Source organism: Nocardiopsis oceanisediminis (assembly GCF_048595525.1).
Lineage (GTDB): Bacteria > Actinomycetota > Actinomycetes > Streptosporangiales > Streptosporangiaceae > Nocardiopsis_A > Nocardiopsis_A oceanisediminis.
In genome coordinates this window covers 3,661,429-3,680,142 of the sequence record NZ_JAFMZJ010000001.1, presented here as the reverse complement: position 1 = coordinate 3,680,142, position 18,714 = coordinate 3,661,429, and the positions used below count along the sequence as shown (strand labels likewise).

Annotated in this window: 18 protein-coding genes; 6 read left to right on the top strand and 12 right to left on the bottom strand. The window is 77.6% G+C overall.

Features of this window, described 5'->3' with window-relative positions; translation table 11 throughout:
• Positions 1–30 precede the first annotated feature (30 nt).
• Positions 31–708, top strand: coding sequence for a hypothetical protein (locus tag J0910_RS16410; protein WP_420159392.1), 678 nt, complete (start codon positions 31–33; stop codon positions 706–708).
• On the opposite strand, the gene J0910_RS16405 is transcribed toward J0910_RS16410, so the two are convergent.
• The 5 genes from J0910_RS16405 to J0910_RS16385 form a co-directional block, all read right to left on the bottom strand.
• Positions 698–1,585 carry a hypothetical protein gene (locus tag J0910_RS16405; protein WP_420159391.1) on the bottom strand — a complete coding sequence of 296 codons (888 nt, stop codon included), beginning with the start codon at positions 1,583–1,585 and terminating at the stop codon, positions 698–700. The two genes, J0910_RS16410 and J0910_RS16405, sit on opposite strands and share 11 nt — an antisense overlap.
• Before the next feature lie 120 nt (positions 1,586–1,705).
• Positions 1,706–2,146 (bottom strand): DUF7878 domain-containing protein, encoded by a 441-nt coding sequence (locus J0910_RS16400; protein ID WP_420159390.1) that lies wholly within the window; start codon positions 2,144–2,146, stop codon positions 1,706–1,708.
• Positions 2,147–2,225: 79 nt separating this feature from the next.
• A complete protein-coding gene (gene thrS / locus J0910_RS16395) occupies positions 2,226–3,545 on the bottom strand; it encodes a threonine--tRNA ligase (RefSeq protein ID WP_420159389.1) in 1,320 nt (439 codons plus the stop codon).
• Positions 3,546–3,889: 344 nt separating this feature from the next.
• Entirely contained in the window at positions 3,890–5,023 is a 1,134-nt protein-coding gene (locus J0910_RS16390; protein ID WP_420159388.1) for a methyltransferase, read from the bottom strand.
• A 188-nt stretch (positions 5,024–5,211) separates the two neighbouring features.
• The gene (locus tag J0910_RS16385; RefSeq protein ID WP_420159387.1) at positions 5,212–5,547 is read right to left on the bottom strand and encodes a hypothetical protein; all 336 of its coding nucleotides are present in this window, start codon (positions 5,545–5,547) and stop codon (positions 5,212–5,214) included.
• Between the two features lie 71 nt (positions 5,548–5,618).
• Between J0910_RS16385 and J0910_RS16380 the strand changes: the two genes are divergently transcribed.
• The gene (locus J0910_RS16380) at positions 5,619–5,978 is read left to right on the top strand and encodes a hypothetical protein (protein ID WP_420159386.1); all 360 of its coding nucleotides are present in this window, start codon (positions 5,619–5,621) and stop codon (positions 5,976–5,978) included.
• A gap of 401 nt (positions 5,979–6,379) precedes the next feature.
• Here the strand turns inward: J0910_RS16380 and J0910_RS16375 are convergent, their stop codons facing one another.
• Positions 6,380–7,237, bottom strand: a complete 858-nt coding sequence (locus J0910_RS16375; RefSeq protein WP_420159385.1) for an aldo/keto reductase — start codon at positions 7,235–7,237, stop codon at positions 6,380–6,382.
• Positions 7,238–7,535: 298 nt separating this feature from the next.
• On the bottom strand, positions 7,536–8,036 hold the full coding sequence (locus tag J0910_RS16370; protein WP_420159384.1) for a MarR family winged helix-turn-helix transcriptional regulator: 501 nt from the start codon (positions 8,034–8,036) through the stop codon (positions 7,536–7,538).
• A gap of 821 nt (positions 8,037–8,857) precedes the next feature.
• On the opposite strand from J0910_RS16370, the gene J0910_RS16365 reads away from it, so the two are divergent.
• Both J0910_RS16365 and J0910_RS16360 read left to right on the top strand, forming a co-directional pair.
• Complete coding sequence (locus tag J0910_RS16365) at positions 8,858–10,237, top strand: SMI1/KNR4 family protein (RefSeq protein ID WP_420159383.1); 1,380 nt, start codon at positions 8,858–8,860, stop codon at positions 10,235–10,237.
• A 60-nt stretch (positions 10,238–10,297) separates the two neighbouring features.
• A complete protein-coding gene (locus tag J0910_RS16360; RefSeq protein ID WP_420159382.1) occupies positions 10,298–10,726 on the top strand; it encodes a DUF6210 family protein in 429 nt (142 codons plus the stop codon).
• A 310-nt stretch (positions 10,727–11,036) separates the two neighbouring features.
• Here J0910_RS16360 and J0910_RS16355 read toward each other — a convergent pair whose 3' ends face one another.
• Together J0910_RS16355 and J0910_RS16350 are read right to left on the bottom strand one after the other, a co-directional pair.
• Positions 11,037–11,471: a nitroreductase/quinone reductase family protein gene (locus J0910_RS16355; RefSeq protein WP_420159381.1), complete on the bottom strand. Its 435-nt coding sequence runs from the start codon at positions 11,469–11,471 to the stop codon at positions 11,037–11,039.
• Entirely contained in the window at positions 11,468–12,229 is a 762-nt protein-coding gene (locus J0910_RS16350; protein WP_420159380.1) for an SDR family oxidoreductase, read from the bottom strand. The genes J0910_RS16355 and J0910_RS16350 overlap by 4 nt, the downstream gene beginning before the upstream one ends.
• Positions 12,230–12,298: 69 nt before the next feature.
• Here J0910_RS16350 and J0910_RS16345 point away from each other — a divergent pair, with 69 nt between their 5' ends.
• On the top strand, positions 12,299–15,331 hold the full coding sequence (locus J0910_RS16345; RefSeq protein ID WP_420159379.1) for an AfsR/SARP family transcriptional regulator: 3,033 nt from the start codon (positions 12,299–12,301) through the stop codon (positions 15,329–15,331).
• Positions 15,332–15,707: 376 nt separating this feature from the next.
• Here the strand turns inward: J0910_RS16345 and J0910_RS16340 are convergent, their stop codons facing one another.
• Entirely contained in the window at positions 15,708–16,673 is a 966-nt protein-coding gene (locus tag J0910_RS16340) for a helix-turn-helix transcriptional regulator (protein ID WP_420159378.1), read from the bottom strand.
• A gap of 62 nt (positions 16,674–16,735) precedes the next feature.
• Here J0910_RS16340 and J0910_RS16335 point away from each other — a divergent pair, with 62 nt between their 5' ends.
• A complete protein-coding gene (locus tag J0910_RS16335; protein ID WP_420159377.1) occupies positions 16,736–17,137 on the top strand; it encodes a VOC family protein in 402 nt (133 codons plus the stop codon).
• A gap of 187 nt (positions 17,138–17,324) precedes the next feature.
• On the opposite strand, the gene J0910_RS16330 is transcribed toward J0910_RS16335, so the two are convergent.
• Positions 17,325–17,621: a hypothetical protein gene (locus tag J0910_RS16330; RefSeq protein ID WP_420159376.1), complete on the bottom strand. Its 297-nt coding sequence runs from the start codon at positions 17,619–17,621 to the stop codon at positions 17,325–17,327.
• A 79-nt stretch (positions 17,622–17,700) separates the two neighbouring features.
• The gene (locus J0910_RS16325; RefSeq protein ID WP_420159375.1) at positions 17,701–18,579 is read right to left on the bottom strand and encodes an NAD-dependent epimerase/dehydratase family protein; all 879 of its coding nucleotides are present in this window, start codon (positions 18,577–18,579) and stop codon (positions 17,701–17,703) included.
• Between the last annotated feature and the right edge of the window lie 135 nt (positions 18,580–18,714).

The following is an 18,714-nucleotide window of genomic DNA, read 5'->3' as shown; positions in this document are numbered from 1 at the left end:
ACGTGCCCCGATCCGATGGAGAAGACCCCGATGCCGACCGTCGGCCGATTCCCCTCCCGCGCCGCGGCCGCGCTGCCGGCCGCGGCGGCCGTGCTCGCCCTGGGCGGCTGCGCCCTCCCCGCCGCTGAGGGCGCACCGCCGGGCGAGGAGCCGGGCGCCCCCGCCGCCATGGACACCGACGGCCTCCGGCAGGGCCGGATCCCGGCCGGCGAGCCCTCGGTGGACGAGGCCGGGCTGCCCGCCGCCCGGCCCCCGGCCGGCGCACCGCTGGAGGAGCGCGTCGCCTGGGAGGCGCTGAAAGAGGTCGTGACGCACGCCCGGGCCGCCGACCCGGAGGCGGAGTCCGCCTGCGCCGGGGCCGAGGGGGCGGAAGAACCGGAGGACGGCGCCGTCTCGCTCGACTGCACCGTCACCTACCGCGGCCGGGAGTACGAGTACCACTACGCCCACCGCTCCGACGGGTCGGCCCTCCCCGCGGTCTACACCGCGCCCTTCCTCCGCGAGGTCGCCGAGGACGACCTCCGCGTCGACAAGCGCACCGAGTACGTCCGCTGCGATATGGAGGAGGCCGTGACGTTGTCGAGCCATTCCCCCGAGAAGGTCGAGTACGGCTGCACCTACCTGGATCCGGAGACCGGCGCCCGGAAGGAGGTGGAGATGACGGTGCACGGGGACGGCACCACCGTCTTCTCCGACTTCACCCGCTGACCGGCCCGCCGGGGCCTCCCGGCCCTGCCGTCTCAGGGGTCCCCGCCCGGTCCTCCCCGCCCGGCGCCGCCTCGCGGAGGAGGTCGGCGAGCGCGGCGACGGTATCGGCGTCGGCCAGCCACTCGGGCAGGTGCCGCAGCGCGGCGCCCACCGCCCCGGCGGTCTGCTCCGGGGAGGGGTAGGGCGCCTCCCCCAGCCGGTCGCCCACCCCCAGCCACTCCCGCAGCAGCCCGACCCAGTCCTCTTCCTCGTCCCGCCAGGCCCACGGGTCCCCGCGCGCCGCGAAGGCCGCGGCGATCGTGCGCTCCGCGAGGCGCCCGGCATCGGGCGCGTCGAGCGCCGACCGCCACAGCCAGAGCGCGAGCCCGCCTCCGGCCAGCGGGGCGGCGACCGCCAGCAGCCGGAGCGCCCTCCAGCGCCGTTCCGGGTCCGGATCCTCATCGAGGAGCGCGAACCACGCCTCCGTCCGGGTCTCGCACAGGGCCTGCCCGCACCTGGCCAGCCACGCGTCGGGCCAGACGCCGAAACAGGCTTCGACCGGCCCCTCGTCGACGGCGTACACGACGCGCATCAGCAGCTCCATGACGAGGTCGCGCGAGGGAGTGCGCGCGTCCTGGGCGAGCCTCGCCAGGAAGGGCACCGCGGCCGGCGTCGCATCGCGCACGCAGACGGCGGTGCAGATGCCGTGTTCGGGGACGAGCCGCTCGTACAGCTCCTCGACGGCGCCGGGGGCGTCCGCGCCGCTCCACACCCGATCGAGCAGCACGGGAACCCGGTCGGTTCCGCCCGAGCAGTCGTAGCGCCGGCCCCAGTCCACCGCGTCCAGGCCCAGCAGCGGCGGAGGGCCGCCCTCCCGAGCCGTCGCGCCTCCCGCCATCGCCCTCTCTCCCGCTCGGCTCCGCACCGGCGCGGAGCCCGCCCCGGCGGGGTCCGCCCCGGCAGCCTGGCCCGCCCCCGCCCGGATGTCAACGGCCGCCGGGCGGCGCCCGGGGCCGCGTCAGAGGTCCGGGATCAGGCCCGGGTCGGCGCCGAGGCGGGCGACGTCCGCGCGGACCGCGGCCGTGAACCGGCCGATCTCCGCGGCGAGCGCCTCCCAGGCGACCGGCGCGGTCCATGCGTCCGGCCGGAGCACCGAGCCGACCCGCCAGCCCCGGGCGGCCTCCTCGATCCGCACGGCGCCCGGGTCCGGGTGGCACACCGAGTCGAACGCGAAGCCGCCGCGCTCGCGGTCCGGCCGGTGCACCCAGCCCACCAGCGCCCGCGCCAGCTCGGCGACGGGGAACGACTCCTCGGCGAAGACCACCCGGACGCCGTCCCGGACGGCCAGGTCGGCCTCGATGTCCGCGAGCAGCACCGCGAGCGGCGCCGTCTCCGGCCGGAGGCCGCGCCGGTACAGGTCCGGCGCCCCTGTGTTCCGGTACCCGAACCTCACCGACATCCGGCCCCCAGCTCGTCCACGGGTCATGGGTCCCGGCCGCCCGGCCGGTGGAGCCGCCGGCGCCGCTCCTGCAGGGATATCAGGTCCGCCGGGTGTCCGGGGCGCCGTCCCACAGGACGGTGGCGTGCGCTTCGACCAGGGCCTTGATGCCGGCGAGGACCTCGCCGGCCGGGCGGGCGTCCAGTCGGCGGCCGTCGCGCAGCCGGATCGCGACGCGGTCGCCGGCGGCCTCCTCCGGTCCGATGACGGCCTGGTAGGGGACCAGGCGGGCGCCGCGGATCCGGGCGCCGAGGCCGCCCCGGTCCGGGCCCGCCGCCTCGGCCCGCAGCCCCAGGGCGGCACAGCGCCGGACCAGCGCCTCGGCCTGCGGCAGCTGGTCCCCGGTGACCGGCAGCACCGCCACCTGGACCGGCGCCATCCAGGCCGGGAACGCGCCGCCGTGCCGCTCGATCAGGTGCGCGACCGCCCGCTCCAGGCTGCCGATGATGCTGCGGTGCACCATCACCGGCCGGTGCTTCGCGCCGTCGGCGCCGATGTAGTGCAGGTCGAACCGCTCGGGCTGGTGGAAGTCGACCTGGACGGTGGACAGGGTGGACTCCCGGCCGGCGGGGTCGGCGACCTGCACGTCGATCTTGGGGCCGTAGAAGGCGGCCTCGCCCTCGGCCGCCTCGTAGGGCAGGCCGGAGCGGTCCAGGACCTCGGTCAGCAGCTCGGTGGAGCGGCGCCACTTCTCCGGCGCGTCGACGTACTTGCCGCCGGGGCCGGGCAGGGAGAGGCGGTGGCGGGCCGGGGCGATGCCGAGCGCGGCGTAGGCGTCGCGGATCATCTCCAGGGCCGCGCCCGCCTCCGCCGCGACCTGGTCCAGGCTGCAGAAGACGTGCGCGTCGTTGAGGTGGACGGCGCGCACCCGGGTCAGCCCGCCGAGCACCCCGGAGGGCTCGGAGCGGTACATCCCGCCCAGTTCGGCCATGCGCAGCGGCAGCTCGCGGTGGCTGTGCGAGCGGGAGCGGTAGATCAGCGCGTGGTGCGGGCACAGGCTCGGCCGCAGCACGACCTCCTCGGCCCCCAGCCGCATCGGCGGGAACATGTCGTCGCTGTAGTGCGACCAGTGCCCGGAGATCTCGTACAGCTCCCGTTTGCCCAGCACCGGGGAGTGGACGTGCCGGTAGCCGGCCCGCTGCTCGGCGGAGCGTATGTACTCCTCCAAGGAGTGCCGGACCGCCGCGCCGCCGGGCAGCCAGTAGGGCAGGCCCGCCCCGATCAGCGGGTCGGTGTCGAACAGGTCCAGCTCTCGGCCGAGCCTTCGGTGGTCGTGCACGGCGGTCTCCTCCTGGGCGGGAGGCGGGTGGCCGCAGGACGAAGCCCCGGGGCACCCGCCCCGGGGCTTCGATCGGTACATCGGTCAGCGCGCCGGGACACTCTCCGGCGTCGTCGTCATGGCGGCACGCTGCATGCGGGACAAGTTAGCAGGGTGAGGAGGCCGCCCGCGAGGGGATTCGGCGCCCGCCCCGCTCGGCCCCGGGGACGCGCCTCCTGTCCCGGGGGCCGAGGCCGCGCGCCCGGCCGTGCCGGAGCGGCGCTCCCCGGAAGCGGCGACCGGTCCCGCCGAAGGCGGGGGAGGGGCAGGCCCGCCCGGCGGTGCCGCTCTTCCGTCCCTCCGGGTTCGGCGCCGCGATCCGCGCAGAGCCTTCGCCGGGTGCCCGGCGGCGCGGCCCCGTCCGCGCCCGGGCGGTCCCCTCCGGGTCAGTCCCGGGCGGCGGCCAGCCGCCACAGCGAGGTGGTCTCCGCCGCGCGGGCGGCGTGCAGCGGGTCGGAGGCGTCCCGGGTGCGGGGGTGCCGCGCGCGGGCCTCGGTCCGGCCCAGTACCTCCAGGCCGGCCGCACCGATGGCGGACAGCAGGTCGGCGCGGGTCCGCAGGCCGAAGTGCTCGGCCAGGTCGGACAGGACGAGCCAGCCCTCGCCGCCCGGCTCCAGCCGGTCGGCGAGGCCGTCCAGGAACCCCTGGAGCATGCCGCCGCCGGCGTCGTAGACGCCCTGCTCCAGCGGGGACGTCGGGCGGAGCGGCAGCCACGGCGGGTTGCACACCGCCAGGGCGGCGCGGCCCTCGGGGAACAGCGCGGGGCCGGTGACCTCGATCCGGTCGGCCAGGCCGAGCCGTTCGGCGTTGTCCCGGGCGCAGGCCAGGGCGCGCGGGTTGATGTCGGTGGCGACGATCCGGGCCGCACCGCGCCGGGCCAGCAGCGCGGCGAGCACCCCGGTCCCGGTGCCCAGGTCGAACGCGACGGCGCCGGGGGCGAGGGCGGCCTCCGGCAGCGGGGTCTGGGCCACCAGGTCCGCGTACTCGCTCCGGACCGGGGAGAAGACCCCGTAGTGCGGGTGGATGCGGGCGCCCAGGGCGGGCACCTCGACGCCCTTCTCCCGCCACTGCTGCGCCCCGATCACCCCGAGCAGTTCGCGCAGCGAGACCGCGGTGGGGCCGTCCGCCGGACCGTAGGCCTCGGTGCAGGCCCGCCGGACGTCGGGGGCGCGGCGCAGGTCGAGGGCGTATTCGCCGTCCAGCAGCACCAGCAGCATCCCCATGATGCGGGCGCGGTGCGCGCGGGCCCGGCGCTGCAGGTGGAAGGTCTCGGCGGGTCCGTCGCCGACCGGGACGGGCTTGCGGTCGATGCGCCGGCCGACCGCCTGGAGCAGCCGGTGGGCGCCGTGGTAGTCGCCCCGCCACAGCAGCGCGGTGCCCTCGCAGGCGAGCTTGTGCGCGGTGTCGGCGTTCATCCGGTCGTCGGCGGTGACGACCCGGCGCGGCGGCTTGGCCCCGCTCTCCGAGCGCCACCCGGCGCTCCGCTCGGCGTCGGATTCGGTCCACTGGATCGCGGGCACGGCTGTGCTCCTCGTGGTCGGGCGTGCACGGGCACGAAGAGCACTCCGGTGCGGGCGGGAAGGCCCGAGCCGCGGCTCGGAACGGGAAACGGGTCGGCCCCCGCCCGCCGCCCCGCCTCGGCGGGGGCCTCATTTCGGACGGAGCCGCCCAATGAGCCTGGCACGGCCCGGTCCGGACGGCAAACCGGTCAGCGCGGCGGGCCGCCGCCCTCCGCGCCGTCCGGTGCGGAGTTGACCGCCAGGGCCCGCTCGCTCCCCGCCATCCAGGCCGCCAGCGCCAGGCAGCCGGTCTCGAAGGCGACGAGATCGGGGCCCCAGCGGCCGCCGCCGCGCCGGGTGCGGGCGAGCAGCACCAGCCCGCCGGCCAGGTTGAGGCCGCCCCAGACCGCATTGGCGACCGGACCGGAATCCCGCCCGGCCAGAGGGGTGAGGTGCCGCCGCCCGGTGACGGCGGTGGCCAGATGCGGCGCGCTGTTGGCGACCAGCACCCCGGCCGCGAACGCCGATACGCGTGAGGAGTCCATGCGCCGACCCTAGTGCCCCGCCGCTGCGGCGGCCCTCCCGGAACGTCGCCACCGGGCGCGATCATGGGGGCATGCGCACAGTGAACACCCCCGACGACCAACCGGGGCGGCGCGCCGACCGCGAGCAGGGCGACGTCGGCCATCTCGCGGCGGTCCTCTCCCGCCGCCGCGCGGAGCTGGCCGGCCGCAACGCCGTCATCGGCGGCGGGGAGGTGGTGCACGCCCTCACCGAGGCGGTCTGGGCCGGGGTGCGGGTGCCGGCGGTGTCCTGCCACGCGAGCGCGGACCCGCTGCGGCTGCGCCCGACCGACGCCCCCGTCTCCTGCCGCCGCTGCCTGCGCCGGCTCTCCGGCCGGGACCACGGGGTGCCCGAGGGGCAGCTGACCCTGGACGCCGCGGCCCCGCCTCCCGGGCCGGACCCGGCCCGCTGACCGCCGATGCGGCCCCGCCCGACCGCGCCCGTGCGCGCGGCCGGGGCACCGGCCGGACGGGGCGGTCCCGCGGCCTCCGGTCCGCCGCTCCGGCCGCCGGACCTCTACCGGGCCCGGTCGGCCGCGTCCCCGGGCGGAACGGCCGGCGCGGCGGCGGGAGGGCCCCGGGGTACCGGACGCGCACCGCACCCGCACCGGAGGGCACCGCCTCCGCCCGCCCCGGTGGCGCGGGCGCCCCCGGAGCGGGAACCGCCCCCTTGCGCCCGGGGCCCGGCCGAACGATGTCCGAGCGTTCCTCGGCGTCGGCACGGCGCGGAGGCCGGGGCGGTCGAGCGCGCGAACGCGCACGGCCCCCGTCCCGGTGGCGCGGACGCCTTCCGGGGCGGGAGCCGCGGGGCCGGTCAGACGATGTCCAGCGGCTCCTTGCGGCGGGGCGGAGGGAACGCCTCGTCGATGGCGGCCAGTTCGGCCGGGGTGAGCTCGACCTCCAGGGCCGCGGCGTTCTCCCGGACGTGCGCCTCCTGGACCGCCTTGGGGATGGCGGCGACGTCCCCGTCCCGGATCGCCCAGGCGAGCGCCGCCTGGGCCGGGGTGATGCCGCGGTCGGCGGCGATGCCGGTCAGGGCGGGCGAGTTCAGCAGGTCGCCGCGGAGCCGTCCGGCCTGGGCCAGCGGGCAGTAGGCCATCACCGGCAGCCCGCGCTCGCGGCACCAGGGCAGCAGGTCGTAGTCGGCGCCGCGCGACGCCGCGTGGTAGAGCACCTGGTCGGTGGCGCACTCCGGGCCGCCGGGCAGCGACCACAGCTCGTCCATGTCGTCGGTGTCCAGGTTGGACACGCCCCACTGGCGGATCTTGCCCTCGTCGACCAGCCCCCGCAGGGCCTGCACGGTCTCGGCGAGCGGCACGCCGCCGCGCCAGTGCAGCAGGTAGAGGTCGATGTAGTCGGTGCCCATCCGGTCCAGGCTGCGCTCGCAGGCGGCCTTGGCCGACCCCAGGCCCGCGTTGTGCGGGTAGACCTTGGAAACGATCACCACCTCGTCCCGGCGGCCGGCGACCGCCTCGCCGACGACCCGCTCCGCGCCGCCCTCGCCGTACATCTCGGCGGTGTCGATCAGGGTCATCCCCAGGTCGACGCCGGTGCGCAGGGCCCGCACCTCGGCGTCGAACATGCCGGGGTCCTCGCCCATGTACCAGGTGCCCTGGCCGATGGCGGGGACGGTGATCTCCCCGCCGAACGTGATCGTCCTCGTGCCTGTCACGCGCCTCTTCCTCCGGTTTCCACTCCGCCGGCGCCCCTTTTCGCCCCTCCCTCCTATCATGGGACGGCGCCTCGGCCGCTCCCGCGGGGAGGCACGGAAGAGGCCGCCCCGGTGCGGCAGGTAACCGTTGGATAACCGAGGGGTTCTTCCGCCCCCGGGCGTCCGCGCGGTTCGCCAGGCTGGTCGCACCGGCCGCGGGAGGAAACCGCACCTACACCCTTGCCCCGCGGCCCCGCCGGCGCCGTGCGCGCGGGGGACCGAGGGCACTGCCCGCGCGCACGGCCCACCGGGGGGGCGCTCACTCCTGCGGCGGCCGGGAGATCCGGTGGAAGACCCGCTTGAACTCGGCGAAGGCCTCCGGGCCGACCGCTTCGGCGTGGCGCCGCTCGATCTCCGCGATGAGCGCGGCACCGCGCTCCATCTGGTCGAGGGCGCGGCGGGTGGGGACGATGAGCTTGGCCCGGCGGTCGTCCGGGTCGGGGCGGCGCTCGACGTAGCCCAGGGCTTCGAGTTCGTCGATGAGCTTGCCGATGACCTGCTTGTGCCGGCGGGCGCGGCGGGCGATGTCGGTGGCGCGGCCGCCCTCCCGGTCCAGGTGGGCGAGGACGGCGCCGTGCCGCGGCCGCAGCTCCGAGTGCCCCTGCTCGGCGAGGGCGGCGAAGAGCTCCCCCTGGAAGTCGAAGAGGAGGCGTGCGGCGAGCACCCCCAGGTCGGGGAGGTCCTCCTCCTGGCACTCGCTGCGCGGCATCCCGTCCTCCGTCCGCGGCCCGCCGCCGCCCCGATCCCGGTCGTCCTTCACCGACTGACAACATACGGGGTCCCCGGACGGCGCGGCCGGGCGCTCCGGCCCGCAGGCCGCGGGGGCGCGAACGAGGACGCGCACCGGCCGCACCTCCGCCTGGCGTTCCGGGCATGGACGGGGCGGTTCCGCACCGGTGCCGAGGAGGCGCGGCGGCCGCGGAGACGACCCCGCCCTTACCCGGTTCCCCGCGACCGCCGGCGGCCCCTCAGCGCCCGGCCGAGCGTCGCGGCGCGGAGGGGGCCAGGCCGACCGGGGATCGCATCGGAAGCGCACCGCGGTGCGAACGGCGGAAAAGGGCGCCCTTGCGCGAGATCCCGCCGCGCGTTTCGGCCATGGCCCGACCATGCGCACCCGCGGGCCGGTCCGGAAGTATCCGGAAGGAGCGGTTCACCGAACCGTTCGGTGGCAGCGGGCTGCCCTCCGGGCCGGATCCGGCGGCGCAGAGGCGGAGCGACGGGACCGAGCAGCGCGGCCGGCGGAAGGGACCTGGTGGAGAAGGCCCCCGCCTCCACCGTGCACGACCGGCGGATCCCCGCCGTCCGGCACGTGGGCGCCTGAGATCGTTGATGGGAAAAGGCGACGGGCCCAGCAGAACACCCCACTCCCTCCCCCTTCCCCCGATGATCTTGACGTTGCGGGGCCATCAGAGCCCTCTGATACCCCCGCAACGTCAAGATCATCGCCCCAGGGCGGGCTTCTCCCATCAACGATCTGAGTGGAACCGCTCGGGCCGGTACGGCGTCGGGGGTACCGGGGCGGGGCCGGGCGTGCACGGCGGCCGTCCCGCCGAAGTCCACCGCACAGGCCGGAGGCCGCCGTTGCCCTCGATACACGATTACGCCACCTGGGAGCCGCTGCTGAGGCTGCTGCACGAGAGGAGCCCGGAGGCGCTCACGGCCCCGGGCGGCCATGCCGCCGGGAGCATCGGCCGGGGCGGGTGGAGCGTTCCGGCGCGGCCTGCGGGCCGACGGCGCGGGCGCGCCCTGCTCGCGGACATGGAGAACGAGCAGCACGCGGTGGACCCGGTGCGGAGAGCGCTGGCGGCCTGCGGCGCCGACGACGTCCATTTCGTGCTGGAGAGGTCCTCGGCCGGGGAGTTCGCCTTCCATGTACTCGACCACGGCCCCGCGGTGGAGTCCGGCCCCGGCGCCCCCTACCCCGGCTCGCTGGTCCTGGTCGAGGACGCCCTGCCGGAGCCCTGGCGCCGGCTGCCCGAGCCGGTGCCCGGAGCGGTTCCGGCGCCCTCGGCCGACCCGGCCCTGCTGGAGCGGACGCTCCGCGAGCGGCTCCCCGGTGCCGTGGGCGCGGCCGAGGCGGAGATCGCCGCCGCCGAAGCGCGGCTGGGCATCGCGCTGCCCGAGGAGCTCAGGGCGGTCTACCGGGCGGTGCGGGCGCGGCGGGAGGACCGGGGCGACGGCCTTGAGGCGGCGGAGCGCGTCTTCGACGCGGTCGGCTGCGAGCTCTTCCCCCTGGACAGGCTGTACGTCGCCGACGCACCGTCCCGCCCCCGCCCGTGGCGGTTCGCGGCGCAGGAGGCGGTCGTCACCCCGCCCGGCGCCGCGGTGCAGGGGCTGGTCGGCTCGCCCGGCTGGATCGTCTTCGGCGACAGCGGAGGCGGCGACCGGATCGCGGTCGACCTGACCCCCGGCCCGCGCGGCCATACCGGGCAGGTCATCGTGATCGGCCACGAGGACGGCATCGGAGCGGACCTGCTCGCCGAATCGCTCACCGGCCTGGTGCTGAACCGGCCCGAAGGCGCGCGCCGCGGGCACCGGGCCGGGCCGCCGGCCAAGGCCCGGGTCGACGCCCGCGCCCTGCCGGGCATCGAGGCCGCCGCCCGCCCCGAACTGGAGGTCCTCGGCATCGGTGTGCGGGACGGCGAGCCGCTCGGCCTGGGCCCCGTCGCCGGGCTGCCCCGGTTGCGGACCCTCACCGCCTGCCCCGGCACGCTCGCCGACCCGCTGGAGGTCGCCGGACTGGCCGGGCTGGAGTTCCTGGAGCTCGGACCGGAGGAGTGGCGCGCCCTCCTCGGCGCCGGGGCCGTCCCGCGCGGCCTCTCCGCCGCCTCGATCGCCGTGCAGGGCCGCGACCGGAACCCGTTGGAGGTCGCTGCGCTGGCCAACGAGATCCTCGCCCTCTGGGACCGCCCGCCGATCACCCGGACCGGCCTCGACGGCGCCCCGGGGCGCGCCGGGTAGCCGGCCCCGGGGCCGGAAAAGCCGTTGAGGCCGCGGGCGGCGGCCGGGGAGACTGCCGCCATGAGCGCCCCTCGCTACGTTTTCCTCGACCCCGACGGCACGTTCGGCGACGACTGGCTGTACGTGGTCGTCGAGGCCCCGACCGGCGTCTTCTACCAGCAGCAGTACGGCGGCACCGCCTGCCGCCACGGGCAGGTGGAGGGCTTCCTGGTCCCGGTCTTCAACCCGGATGCGCTGGAGGCGTTCCGGGAGTTGTTCGAAAAGGAGTTCCGCGGCACCGGCATGCACTGCCGCTCCTGGGCCGAGGGTGAGACCGCCAGGCTGCGCGAGGGCGTGGCGGACATCCGCTACTGGGCCTGTGACGAGCAGGACGCGGAGGAGCACCGGCTGCGGCTGGACGAGAGCCGGCTCGACGAGGCCGACGAGGCGTGGGTGCCGGTGGCCACCCCGGACGGTCCCGGCGTACTGGTGTGGTGCAACTCCGACTGAGAGGCCGTCGGGCATGCGGACGGTCGTCCGGAGTGCCCGACCGCGGGCCGGGAAAAGCGGCGACCCGGAGCCCGGCGCCGCCGTGACCGCTCAGGAGGGCTCCGCGGGTGGGCGGTGGCGGGCAGGGAGGCCCGAGGGGGTCGCACTCGGTGACCATTCGCCTACCCGGTGTTCTCTGAGACCCGGCGGGCACCCGGCCCGCGGCGGAGCGCCGGGGGCGGGGCCCGGCCGGTCCGGATCCGGGTGCGCCGGCGGGCCGTACCGCCGCCCCCGCGGGCGGCGGTACGGCCCGCTCCGGTCGCCGACCGGGTCAGCCGGCGTCGACCCGCTCCAGGACGACCACCGGGATGGTGCGCCGGGTGCGCGCCTCGTAGGTGCGGTAGACCGGGGCCCGCTCGACCATCATGTTCCACAGCCGCTCGCGCTCCGCACCCTGCGCGGTGCGGGCCCGGGCGGTGAACCGCTCGCCGCGGATCTGCACCTGCACCTCGGGCTCGGCCGCCACGTTCAGGTACCACTGCGGGTGCGTGTGGGTGATCGCCGCCCCGGAGGCGACCAGCACGTAGCGGCCCCGGTCCTCGCCGAAGAACAGGCCGGTCCGGTAGAGCCGCCCCGAGGTGCGGCCCCGGTGGGTGAGGACCAGGTTGGTCATCCCCCCTTCCAGGTAGCCGCTCTCGCCGTCGGTCGCGAGGTAGCGCCGGACGTGCTCGGCGACCGACGGGTCGGGGCTGTCGGCGACCTTCACTCCGCCCCACCCAGCCCCTGGGCGAAGCCGCCGTCCACCGCCAGCTCGACGTTGGTGCTGAAGGTCGCGTCGCCGGCCAGGAACAGGGCCGCCTTCGCCACCTCCTGCACCGTCCCGTTCCGCTTGAGCGGCGTGGAGGTGTCGCCCTGCCGCTCGAACTCGCGGCGCTCCTCCTCGGTCAGGCCCGCCACGCCCATGGTCGGGGTCTTGATGTAGCCGGGGGCGACGCTGTTCACCCGGATCTTTCGCGGCAGCAGCTCGACCGCCAGGACGTGCGCGAACGCCCGCATCGCCTCCTTGGAGGCCGAGTAGGCGCTCAGCCCCGGGAAGACCACGTCGTTGGCGACGGTGGTGAAGACGACCGACCCGCCGTCGGCGAGCAGCGGGGACAGCGCCTGGACGGTGAAGAACGCCCCCTTGGCGTTGACCGCGAAATGCCGGTCCCACGCCTCCTCGGTGACCTCCTCCAGCGGGGCGAACTCGGCGATGCCGTGGTTGACGAAGAGGTGGTCGACGCCGCCGAGGACGTCCCGGGCCTGCTCGGCCAGTGCCGCGATGTCGGCCATGCTCGCCGCGTCCGAGCGGACGACGTGCGCGGCGCGGCCCTTCAGCGCGGTCGCCGCCTCCTCCAGGGTCCTCTCGTTGCGGCCGGTCAGCAGGACCTCCGCGCCCTGGTCGAGCAGCGCCTCGACGATCGCCAGGCCCATGCCGTGCGTGCCGCCGGTGACGACGGCCTTCTTGCCGGTGAATGTGTTCATGGGTGAACAGTGCCGGGGAGCGCATTCGGCCGGTCTTCGGAACGTCTTCGGTGCCCATAGGCTGCTTCCGTGCGTTTCGGTGTACTGGGGCCGCTGGCCGTGTGGGCGGCCGACGGCGAACCGGTCGCGGTCCCCGAGGCGAAGGTCCGCATGCTGCTGGCCGCCCTCCTGGTCGCCCCGGGGCGGGTGGCCTCCGCGGACCGCCTGGCCGACGAGGTGTGGGAGCGTCCCCCCGCCCACCCCGCCCGGGCGCTGCAGACCCTGGTGTCCCGGCTGCGCGGCGTGCTCGGCGCCGAGGCGGTGCCGCGCCGCCCGCCGGGCTACCTGCTGGACGTCGACGCCGGGGCGGTGGACTCCGGGCGCTTCGCGGCGCTGGCGGAGCAGGCCCGCGCCACCGCGGACCCGCGCCGCAGGGCGGCGCTGTTCGCCGAGGCGATCGGGCTGTGGCGCGGGGACGCCTTCGACGGGTTCGCCGACGAGCGGTTCGCGCAGGCCGCGGCGGCGCGGCTGGAGGAGCAGCGGCTGCTGGTCTGGGAGGAGTACGCCGAGACCCGGCTGGAGCTGGGCGAGCACGACCTGCTGGCGGGCGAGCTCGCCGACCTGGCCCGCCGGCACCCGCTGCGCGAGCGGCTGCGCGCCGCCCACCTGCGCGCCCTGTACGGGGCGGGCCGCGCGAGCGAGGCGCTCGACGCCTTCCAGGAGACCCGCCACCGGCTGAACGAGGACCTCGGCCTGGATCCCGGCCCGGAGCTGGCCGGGCTGCAGCGGAGGATCCTGCGCCAGGAGCTTCCCGGCCCGCGGCCCCGCGGCAACCTCCCCGCGCCGCTCACCGGGCTGATCGGGCGCTCGGAGGCGGTCGCGGAGGTGCGGGCCCTGCTGGACGAGGAGCGGCTGGTGACCCTGACCGGCCCCGGCGGGGTCGGCAAGACCCGGCTGGCCCTGGAGGTCGGCCGCGCGGCGGCCGGTTCGTTCCCCGACGGCGTCTGGCTGGTGGAGCTGGCCGGCCGGCGGCCCTGCGACGAGGGGGCCGCCGAGGAGGTGGCCGCCGTGCTCGGGTTCCGGGACGAGCCGTCGCCCCGGGGCGTCGCCCACCGGCTGGCCGAGGCGCTGCGCGGCCGGCGGCTCCTGCTGGTGCTGGACAACTGCGAGCACGTCGTCGACGCGGTGGCGGACCTGGCGGTGCGGCTGCTGCGCGCCGCGCCGGACGTGCGGATCCTCGCCACCGGCCGGGAGCCGCTCGGCGTCTCCGGGGAGCGGCGGTGGCCCGTGCACCCCCTGGAGGTCCCCGGGCCCGGCGCGGACCCGGCCGAGGTGGCCGGGGCGAGCGCGGTCCGGCTGTTCGCCGCCCGGGCCGCCGCCGTGTCGCCCGGGTTCGCCGTGACCGCGGAGAACGCCGAGGCGGTGGCCGTGATCTGCCGCCGGATGGACGGCATCCCGCTCGCCTTGGAGCTGGCCTCCACCCGGGTGCGGGTGCTGGGCCCCGCCGAGCTGGCCGACCGCCTGGACGACCGGTTCGGCCTGCTGGTCGGCGGCCCCCGGGACGCACCGGCCCGGCAGCGGACGCTCAAGGCCGTGATCGACTGGAGCTGGGACCTGCTGACCGGCGCGGAGCGGGCCGTGCTGCGCCGCCTGGCGGTCCACCGCGACGGCTGCGACCTGGAGGCCGCCGAGGCGCTCTGCGCCGGCGGCGGAGTGAAGCCCGCCGAGGTCGTCGACCTGCTGGCCCGGCTCGCCGACCGGTCGCTGGTGGTCGTCTCGGCCGGCGGGGCGCCGCGCTACCGGCTGCTGGAGTCGGTCTCCGCCTACTGCCTGGAGCGGCTGCCGGAGGACGAGCGCGAGGCGCTGGTCCGCGCGCACGCCCTGTACTACACCGGGCTGGCCGAGCGCGCCGACGCGCACCTGCGCGGCGGCGACCAGCGCAGGTGGCTGCGGCGGCTGGACGCGGAGACGGCCAACCTGCGCGCCGCGCTGGAGGCCGCCGACGCGCCGCTCGCCGGGCGGCTGGTGCGGGCGCTGGCCTGGTACTGGTTCCTGCGCGGCCGGTTCACCGAGGCCAAGCGCTCGCTGGCGGCCGCGCTGGACGCCGGAGCCGACCGGACCGTGCTCTCCGCCTGGCTGGCCGGGATGACGCTGCTCTCCGGGGAGCCGTGGCGGGAGGAGGCCCCGGCCGGGGCGGCGGCGGGAGACGGGCGGGAGGCCTGGCTCCTGGGGTACGCGGAGACGCTGTTCGGCTCCCTGGACGCCGGGGAGGAGCTGAACCGCCGCGCGCTGGAGGGCTTCCGCGCCCGGGGCGACCGGTGGGGCGTCGCGGCCGCCGCGACCGCCCGGGGGCTGCACCGCCAGGTCCGCGGCGACCTGGCCGGGGCGCGGCGGGACGCCGAGGAGGGGCGGGCGCTCTTCGCCGAGGCCGGCGACCGGTGGGGGCTCCTCCAGGCCGGCGGCGTGCTCGGCAGGCTCGCCGAGATCGAGGGCGACTACCGGGAGGCCGAGGAGCGGCACCGGGACGGCCTGGCCCACGCCGAGCACCTGGACCTGTGGGGCGAGGCGTCCGTCCGCTGGTCGGAGCTGGGGCGGATCGCCCTGCTCGCCGGCGACCACGACCGCGCCGACGGGCTGCACGAGCGCGGCCGGAGCCTGGCCGTGGCGCACGCCGACCGCCGCGCCCAGGAGTTCGCCGAGGTGGGACTCGCCCTCTCCGCCCGCCGCCGGGGGCGGTTCGATGAGGCGGAGGAGTACCTGCGGACCTGGCTGGAGTGGAACGGCGGGTTCGACGCGGAGAACGGCTCCGCGCTGCTCCTGGCCGAACTGGGGTTCCTCGCCGAGCAACGCGGCGACCCCGGCGCCGCCCTGGAGCTGCACGGGCGGGGCCTCGCCGCGGCGGAGGCCACCGGGGACCCGCGCGCGATCGCCCTGGCCCACGAAGGACTGGCCGGCGCGCACCTGCTCGCGGGCCGGCCCGGGGAGGCGTCCCGCCTGCTGGCCGCGGCGGCCCGGCTCCGCGAGGAGGCGGGCGCCCCGCTGCCCCCGGCCGAGCGCGGCGACGTCGACCGGATCACCGCGGCGCTGCGGAAGGCCCGGAGCGGCGGGGCGCCCGAGACCTGACGGGTGCGGCCGCCGCCGGCGGGGCGGTGTCCGACGGCGCCTCGAACCCGGGGATGACCGGTACGCCGGCCGCGGCCCCTGCGCGGCCCCTGCGCGGCCGCCGAACACGGCGCGGTGGGGACCGCCCGGGCCGCCGCACCGGTCACCGGCGGTGTCGACGCCTCTGTTCGCGCGGACGATGGGCGCCGCCCCGGGGGGGCGGGGCGCAGGCGGGGGCCATGTTCCCGGTCGGCCGCATCGCGCAGCCCCACGAGCCCCGCCTTCGCCGCCTCCCTGCTCAGCGCTGCTCAGCGGCGAAACGCGGTTCACCACCGGCGCCGCACCGGCCATCGGCGGAGGCATCGCCGCCCGATGGCCCCGGCCCGGGGCAGCCCGGTCACGGCGGTCCCGGCTCCCCGTTCTCCGCGAGCAGGGCGCGCACCCGCTCCAGGAGCGCCGTGCGCACCGCGTCGGGGGCCAGGACCCGGAGCGGGGTCTCCAGGCCGAGGAGGTAGCCGGCGAGGCCGTCGGCGTCGGGGCCGCCGATCTCCACCACGGTGGCCTCCGGGCCGTCCGGGCGGTGCGCGCCGACCGACGGCGGCACCAGCCGCAGCGCCCGCTCCATGGGCACCGGGAGGCGGACCACCGCGTACACCGGGTACCTTCCGGCGGTGCGGGCCTCGGCGACCAGCCGGACCGGGTCGGGCCCCTGCACCGGGTCCACCGGCCGCCCGCAGGGCTCGATCCGGCGGACCCGGTCGGCGCGGAACGTCCGCCACTCGCCCCGCTCCGCGTCCCGCGCGGCGAAGTACCAGCGGCCGGCGGCCCGCACCAGCCGGTAGGGGTCCACCTCCCGGACGGTGGCCCTGCCCGACCGGTCCCGGTAGGACAGCCGGCAGCGCTCCCCTCCGCGACAGGCGGAGGCCAGTTCGAGCAGCACGCCGGCGACGAGCCGCCCCTCCTCGGGGCCGGGGGCGTACGCCAGCACCGCGTCCATCCCGCCCAGCCGCCCGGCGACCGCGGCGGGCAGCAGCCGGCCCAGCTTCAGCAGGGCGGACAGCGCGGCCCGGTCGCCGCCGAGATCGCCGCCGAGCGCGGCTTCGCGCAGGGCGACGGCGACCGCCAGCGCCTCCTCGTCGTCCAGGGCCAGCGGCGGAACCCGGTCACCTGGGCCGAGGCCGTAGCCGCCCCAGGGGCCGGGGTCGGATTCGACGCCGTAGCCCAGCTCGCGCAGCCGGGCGATGTCCCGGCGGACGGTGCGGCCGGTGACCTCCAGGCGCTCCGCCAGCTCCTCGCAGGTCCACGAGGGCCGGTCGGCGAGCAGGGAGAGCAGGCGGAGCAGCCGCGCAGACGTACTCAGCATTTCCGCAGTCTCCACCACGACCAGGACAGAACCCGTCCTGGTCGGCCCGTACCGTCCCCTCCATGAGCGAAACGACTGGAACGACCGCCGGGGCGAACGCGCCGGCCGCCCGCTTCTCCGCGGTGACCTTCGACTGCCCGGACCCGGCCGGACTGGCCCGCTTCTACGGGGAGGCGCTCGGCCTGCCGGTCGCCTTCTCCAGCGACCACTTCGTGTTCCTCGCCGAGGAGGGCGCGCTCGGGCTGGGGTTCAACCGGGTGGCGGGCTACCGGCCCCCGACCTGGCCGGAGCCCGAGCGGGAGAAGCGGGCCCACATCGAGCTGGGCGTCGACGACCTGGACGCGGCCCGGGAGCGCCTGGTCGCGCTGGGCGCCACCGAGGCCCCGGTCCAGCCGGACCCCGGCCGCTGGCGGGTGCTGCTGGACCCGGCGGGCCACCCGTTCTGCATCTCGACGCTGGTCTGAGCAGGGCGGGGCCGCCGTCCCGCCGCCCCGATGAGTTCCGGGGCCCGGCGGAGTCACCTGTTCAGGGCCGTCCCGCCGCTGCGGCCGCCGCGCTGCGGGGCGGCCGCCCACGTGCTCCCCGCGCGGCGGGCACCAGGGGCTCGGCGGCCCGCGCCGATGGCGCCGCGGGCGCGGTCGGCCCCCTCTCCTAAGGGCCGGGCTCTTCGAGGAGGACGGCCGACAGGGCCCCGCCCTCCAAGGTCCGGATCCTGGCCTTCTCGCCGATCTCGCGTGCGGCGCGGCGGATGGCCGACTTGAGCAGGGGGCCCTGCTCCGCATAGGCCGGATGCACCACGACCCGGCCGGTGCGGCCGAGCTCCGCGCGGAGCTCGGCCGCGAGGACGGTGCGCTGCCGGTCCTCTTCTTCCGGGGCCACGCGCTGGACGGCGGCCTGCACGCGGGAGCTCGGGGCCGGGGCGCCGGTGCGGACGGTCTCGTCGCTCATCCCGCGAGGCTATAGCGGGAGGACGACAGCCGGCCGCCGCCCGGGGAGCGCCCGGAGGACGCGTCCCCGCCGGTGGACTTCAGGCGCCCTGGCCGGCGAAGCCGGTCCGCCAGGTGGGGTGCTCCGGGGTCCAGCCGCGGGAGCGGGCCAGGGCGCTGTCGGCGCCGCGCGCCCAGTCGGGGCCGCTCCCCTCGGGAGCGGGGGCCGGCGCGGGGACGCCGAGGGCTTCGGCGAGCACCGGCAGCCACTCCCGGGCGGGCGCCGGGTCGCCGTCGGTGATGTTGACCGGGCCGCCCGGCCAGTCCAGGGCGGCGACCGCCGCCCGGGCCGCGTCGGCGGCGTGCACGAAGGAGCTCACCGCGTCGCCGGCCTCCAGGCTGCCCAGGAACGGCGCGCCCGGCTCCCCGGCCAGCGCGGCCGCGACCGCCCCGCCCGGTGCGTACCAGGTGCCCGGACCGTAGAGGATCCCGTAGCGGAGCAGGACCGCGGTCTCCAGCTCGGCGGCGGTCTCCTCCAGCGCCCGGACGGCGCCGACCATCCCGGCCCGCGGCTGCTCCTCCCGGCCGTCCAGCGGGACCGACTCGTCGGCCGGGCCGTCGCCCGGGGCGTAGGCCCAGCAGATCGACTGGGCGACGATCCGGCGCACCCCCGCCGCCGCGGCGGCGTCCACCAGGTTGCGGGTGCCTTCGCGGCGCAGCCGCCCGTTGGCCGCGCCGTCCGCGCCGGAAAGGTCGGTGAGCTGGTGGATCACCGCCTCCGGGGCGGCCTCGGACACCGCCCGGTGCAGTGCGCCGGGGTCGAGCGCGTCGGCCCGGACGGCCCGCGCCCCCTGGGCCCGCACCCGCGCGGCGCCCTCCTCGGTGCGGGAGGTCCCGGTGACCTCGTGCCCGGCCCGCACCAGCAGGGGGACGAGCAGGCGGCCGACGGCGCCGGTGGCGCCCGCGACGAGAACGCGCATGGGGCTCCTTTTCGGGGCGGTCCCGGATCCGCCCGCCGGGCGGGGGGCCGGGACGTGGACGTGGGCAAGGGTAGACGGGGCCGCGCGCGGAGCGGCGGGCGGCCCCGCCGGTGGGAATAAGAGGTGACGGCGCCG

What these genes read in the sequence shown, in the direction of transcription:
- thrS (WP_420159389.1), bottom strand. Translation starts at nt 3,545, where the DNA reads ATGTACCGATCGAAGCCCCGGGGCGGGTGCCCCGGGGCTTCGTCCTGC.
- J0910_RS16330 (WP_420159376.1), bottom strand. Translation starts at nt 17,621, where the DNA reads ATGAGCGACGAGACCGTCCGCACCGGCGCCCCGGCCCCGAGCTCCCGC.
- J0910_RS16385 (WP_420159387.1), bottom strand. Translation starts at nt 5,547, where the DNA reads ATGGACTCCTCACGCGTATCGGCGTTCGCGGCCGGGGTGCTGGTCGCC.
- J0910_RS16350 (WP_420159380.1), bottom strand. Translation starts at nt 12,229, where the DNA reads ATGAACACATTCACCGGCAAGAAGGCCGTCGTCACCGGCGGCACGCAC.
- J0910_RS16360 (WP_420159382.1), top strand. Translation starts at nt 10,298, where the DNA reads ATGAGCGCCCCTCGCTACGTTTTCCTCGACCCCGACGGCACGTTCGGC.
- J0910_RS16340 (WP_420159378.1), bottom strand. Translation starts at nt 16,673, where the DNA reads ATGCTGAGTACGTCTGCGCGGCTGCTCCGCCTGCTCTCCCTGCTCGCC.
- J0910_RS16410 (WP_420159392.1), top strand. Translation starts at nt 31, where the DNA reads ATGCCGACCGTCGGCCGATTCCCCTCCCGCGCCGCGGCCGCGCTGCCG.
- J0910_RS16325 (WP_420159375.1), bottom strand. Translation starts at nt 18,579, where the DNA reads ATGCGCGTTCTCGTCGCGGGCGCCACCGGCGCCGTCGGCCGCCTGCTC.
- J0910_RS16335 (WP_420159377.1), top strand. Translation starts at nt 16,736, where the DNA reads ATGAGCGAAACGACTGGAACGACCGCCGGGGCGAACGCGCCGGCCGCC.
- J0910_RS16405 (WP_420159391.1), bottom strand. Translation starts at nt 1,585, where the DNA reads ATGGCGGGAGGCGCGACGGCTCGGGAGGGCGGCCCTCCGCCGCTGCTG.
- J0910_RS16380 (WP_420159386.1), top strand. Translation starts at nt 5,619, where the DNA reads ATGCGCACAGTGAACACCCCCGACGACCAACCGGGGCGGCGCGCCGAC.
- J0910_RS16400 (WP_420159390.1), bottom strand. Translation starts at nt 2,146, where the DNA reads ATGTCGGTGAGGTTCGGGTACCGGAACACAGGGGCGCCGGACCTGTAC.